The organism is Rubritalea sp. (assembly GCF_039830215.1).
Lineage (GTDB): Bacteria > Verrucomicrobiota > Verrucomicrobiia > Verrucomicrobiales > Akkermansiaceae > Rubritalea.
This window is the reverse complement of record NZ_JBDOPO010000225.1, coordinates 1-4,094: the sequence shown is the minus strand read 5'-3', so window position 1 is coordinate 4,094 and position 4,094 is coordinate 1. Positions and strand designations below refer to the sequence as shown.

The window sequence follows — 4,094 nt, the reverse complement described above, 5'->3', positions numbered from 1 at the left end:
GCTAAAGGTGGTTTAGACTATTTTGAAGCCTACAGTGTCGTAGCAGAAGCGAACGTAGGTGGAGTAACTTGGTTCCAAGTTACATCTGAAGCTGTTCCCCGGCCTAAACCAGTTGGTTGGTCGCCACAAGTGCTAGGATGGATGTCAGATGATGAGGTAGTTCCATGGAATCAGGCGTTAGTGATGAAGTTTACAAGCCCACTAGGACGATCCCGTTCCCTATTCTTCAGCGACAGTGCGATTCTAGAATCGATGGTTAAATTGGGCTCTGATGATAGGATTAAGAAGACTAAAGAGTTACGAGCACCATTACTTAATTCTGCTGCTAATATGGTTAAGGACCCTTCAATCGTTGGTATAGAACCCATCCTAAATTTACGAAAAAAGCGTGAAGCTGTTATTTTTCCAATTCTTGATTACAAGGAGGTAAGATTTAAATCCCCTCCATTACCTACTTTGGTTTTACAGATAGCTGCGAAAAATGCGGGGAAAGGAAATACAGCTACCAAGCTGCCAGTCGATGTGGTCTTTGTGATGGATACGACAGGTTCTACTGGTCCATATATTCGAGGTGTTCTTCAAGCTGCCCAAGAAGCTAGTAAAGATATGGTAGGTAATAAAACGGATATGAAATTCGGACTCGTTGGCTATCGGGACAATCTGAACTATCTGAAGAAAAAGTTTTCAAGGAATCCAAGTAAGCTAGCTGAAATCAATTCAATGGACTACTCTGTTAAGACATTGACTCCTGATTTAGTTTCTCTACAGGACTTTGTAGGAATCTTGAAAGACACAGAACCAGTGGCAAAGCTGACCCCAGATGATGTTGCAGAAGAGGTCTTCGAAGGTATTTACCAAGCTTCAGTAAACGTAAAATGGAGGCCTAAAGCTGTTAAGTTGATAATTTTGATTGGAGATGCACCTGGCCACGCTGCGGATCACTTGCAAAGTATTTCTGGCCAAGATGAAATGTTACTTCGTGCTGAGATGGTTAGAAGAAATATTGGATTGTTTGCTATCCACATAGCCAAATCTAAATCGGGGGCAAACTATGATAAAGAGACAAAACGACAGTTCATGGAGGTGAGCAGGAAAGATCCTCAAGGCTCATTAGTTAAAGGCTCTGGGCAAGCTCATTATTATTCAATAGACGCTTCAGATATGAACGGTTTTAAGAATAACCTGAAAGGTATTTTCAGTGAGATCAAGAAGTCAATTGATTTGGTTGTTGAACCTAAGAGCTCGCAAGATGACGTTTTGACCGCTGGCTCTACTGGAAGCATCTCAGATCTCATTTTCGACCAAGCTTCGATATTATTGAGTGATCCAGATGCTCCACTTAGTGATTTTAAAGGGTGGACTACAGATGATGCTCTAAATGAACCAGGTCGTAAGGCTATGACGCCAATGATTCTCTTAACAAAGGATCAGTTGAATCAGTTGAATGATAGTCTTAAGAATATCATAAGAGCTGGAAATGATTTCAAAAATAGCAGGAAAGGTGGAGCATCAAGTCTAGACTTTTTCGACATGCTTCAACGAAATTCAGGTCAAGTGATGAAAGATCCATCTGCTATGAATTACAAAGATGTCTTTGGAGTTCCTGCGGGGATTGACCAACTTCCATACAAGAGCCGTATTCTTTACCTCACCCGCGAGGACTTTCGACAAATGGGTGCAGATAATTTGAACTCACTAATGTTTGATTTAGATCGGATGCGTACTCATTATCAAAATTTGTTGCGCGACCAAGATGCATGGAAAGAATTAGTTAAGGGTTGTGCACTGAAAGATCGTGTTGCTGGATTAGAATTAGATATGTTGCCTTAAGCTAAATGCATTGCAGACCTTAACCCGATTAGCTGTTCTAATGTATTCAATTAAAAATCTCAGAATAAAAAGGCAATCAGGTGATGTTTCATTTGAACTATCTGTGCCCGAATTTAATGTAGGAGCAGGAGAATTCGTAGGTATAGTAGGGGATAGTGGCTGCGGTAAGAGTACGCTATTAGACATCTTAGGGCTTATTCTCAAACCAGATGAAAGTGACGAGTTTAGCCTGACTCTCCGTAGCGGGGAAGATTTCCAATTGGCAGAGAATGCTCAGTCTGAGTCAGTACAAATCAGGCGTAAACACATGGGCTACGTACTACAAACTGGTGGCTTGCTGGAATTTCTTAAAGTATACCAAAACATTGCAATGCCATTGAATATGAATGGAGTGAACGGCAGTACTAAAGAAAAAGTGCTCGGAATAGCAAATAAATTGGGTATTTCAAAGCAGCTAAAAAAATACCCTAAAAACATTTCAGGAGGAGAGCGACAACGAGCAGCAATTGCACGTGCCGTCATCCATCACCCTGAGATAATACTAGCCGATGAACCGACAGCAGCGCTAGACCCTGAACGAGCTGTGAAATTAGTGCATATGTTCAAGGAGCTCTGTGATGATGAAAGAAAATCTTCCGCTGTAGTAATGGTATCTCATGACAGAAATTTGGTAGAGTCCATTGCTGATAGAATATATTCTTTCAATACAAATACTGTAGGAAACAGTATCGTTTCTACCTGCTGTGAAAAGCTTAAGAACGAATAGTTTTTTTGAATGTTTAGATCATTAATACGTGGGTTTAAGTTAGCTTGGTGTGATTTGCGATATGAGTGGGCTATGACCCTCTGCGTGGTGTTCTCTCTTGCTGCAATGTTTGCCCCTCTTATAATATTACTGGGACTACAAAACGGTATAGTTAATACCTTGATGGATCGAATGAGAGGAGATCCGTATAACTTGCAGGTTAGACCTCAACGCATCATAGCAGGTGGACTAGAGGCTGAATGGTTTGATGACATGCGACAACGTTCAGATGTAGGCTGGATCACGCCAACTCTGAGGGGGATGGCGATGTCTGTTGATATCTCAAGCGCAAATGAACCTAAACTACTTCCTGCAGATATGGAGCCGAGCGCTCCCGGTGATTTGTTGCTAACCTCAAATGGAGTTGAAGCACCAGGTAAAGGAGAAGTGGTATTGTCTCACGCACTAGCTGATAAGCTAGAGGTGATGGAAGGAGACTCAGTGACCCTATCTATTCGAAGATCTGATCAAGCTGGGAAGGCAAAACTTAGAGTTGTTGGAATAGCTCCATTGAATGTGTCGTATGATAAGGATTTAATCTGGGTAGACTTTTCGTTGGTGTCAGCAGTTGAGACATATGTTTCTGGTGGTGCAGTTTCCGAGCTGGAATGGGAGGGTGTTGATCAGCATTTAGAACCAAAATATGATGGTGGAATTGTGCTTAGTCTGGTCGAAATCCCCCCTGAAATCTTGGCTCGTCTTTACCGAAGAAGCGGCTTTGATCATAGCCAGAATTATGAGATTAAAAGTGAAAGAGCGATACTGTGTGAAAAGTTAGCAAAACTACTGACTCAGCGTGAAGGTAAACGTAATTCTCAAGATTTAACCACTGACGTTGAGTTTAAGCAAAATAGCCAACTCTACTCAATTTTATTCAAAGCCACTAACAATACAGTCAGTAGAGAAAAATTAGCGCTGCTGAAATCTATACTAGAGGAATATGATATAGACTGTGAGGTTATTCCTTGGGTTGAGAATCAAGCTATAACATTGGCATCTGAAAATGAGCATGAGCTATCAGTTACTGGAATTACAAACCCTCAAATGCTTAAAAGCTCAGAGAATTTGAAATTTTCCAAAGTAGTGGTTTCTGAGGCAATGCTCGAACAATTAGGATCTGAAGGTTTTTTAGTGACAACATCTAAAGGTAAGGAGTTGAAAGTGCCATGTCTATTTGAGTCATTAGATAATATACCTGAGGGAGTAGCTTACTTGACTCCTTGGCTCTCGGGTATACTTAGAGTTGCTTCTGACCGATCGATTGTTCTCAGAAATGGGGAGGCATACATTAAAGATAGAAAACTTAAATATACAGGATTTAGGCTATATGCAGAATCTTTAGAAAACTTAGATGGGTTAGTGACGCACCTAAAAAAACAGGATATTGGTGTTTTCGCCAATTTGGATCAAGTTCACAGAGTGCAGAAGATTTCATCCTACATGTCTCAACTGTATTCGG

Annotated in this window: 2 protein-coding genes and 1 pseudogene; all 3 read left to right on the top strand. The window is 41.0% G+C overall.

The genetic code is table 11. The features are described from left to right. Positions 1–1,830: vWA domain-containing protein (locus ABGY95_RS07585; RefSeq protein WP_347441085.1), on the top strand; the 1,830-nt coding region annotated here is incomplete at its 5' end. Between the two features lie 40 nt (positions 1,831–1,870). Next, entirely contained in the window at positions 1,871–2,596 is a 726-nt protein-coding gene (locus ABGY95_RS07580) for an ATP-binding cassette domain-containing protein (protein ID WP_347441084.1), read from the top strand. A gap of 9 nt (positions 2,597–2,605) precedes the next feature. Further along, positions 2,606–4,094 (top strand): annotated as a pseudogene (locus ABGY95_RS07575) (hypothetical protein); the annotation flags it as partial.

Excerpts from the sequence above, each read along its gene's own strand:
- ABGY95_RS07580 (WP_347441084.1), top strand. The coding sequence starts at position 1,871 with ATGTATTCAATTAAAAATCTCAGAATAAAAAGGCAATCAGGTGATGTT.